Consider the following 265-nt stretch of genomic DNA (forward strand, 5'->3'; position numbering starts at 1 on the left):
CGGGGGCTTAATCCCTGGTGGCATTGGTTGCTGGAGAGAGAAAACCCCCGCACGTTGCAGGTATGCACCTGACAACACCACGGGGGCCATTCTTGAACCTACACAACTCAAGAGTAGCCGCGAAACGTTGTCATTACAACACTGGCGGCTATATGACGCTCGCAGAGCTGGGCATGGCCTTCTGGCACGATTTAGCGGCTCCGGTCATTGCTGGCATTCTTGCCAGTCTGATCGTGAACTGGCTGAACAAGCGGAAGTAACGTGT

At 55.1% G+C, this 265-nt stretch carries 1 protein-coding gene; it reads left to right on the plus strand.

Features of this window, described 5'->3' with window-relative positions; translation table 11 throughout:
• The first annotated feature begins 152 nt into the window (after positions 1-152).
• Entirely contained in the window at positions 153-260 is a 108-nt protein-coding gene (locus tag BEB54_RS28455; protein WP_000170738.1) for a type I toxin-antitoxin system toxin Ldr family protein, read from the plus strand.
• The last annotated feature ends 5 nt before the right edge of the window (positions 261-265 follow it).

Origin of the sequence: Escherichia sp. MOD1-EC6021 (genome assembly GCF_002965245.1) — a bacterium.
Classification (GTDB): domain Bacteria; phylum Pseudomonadota; class Gammaproteobacteria; order Enterobacterales; family Enterobacteriaceae; genus Escherichia; species Escherichia coli_F.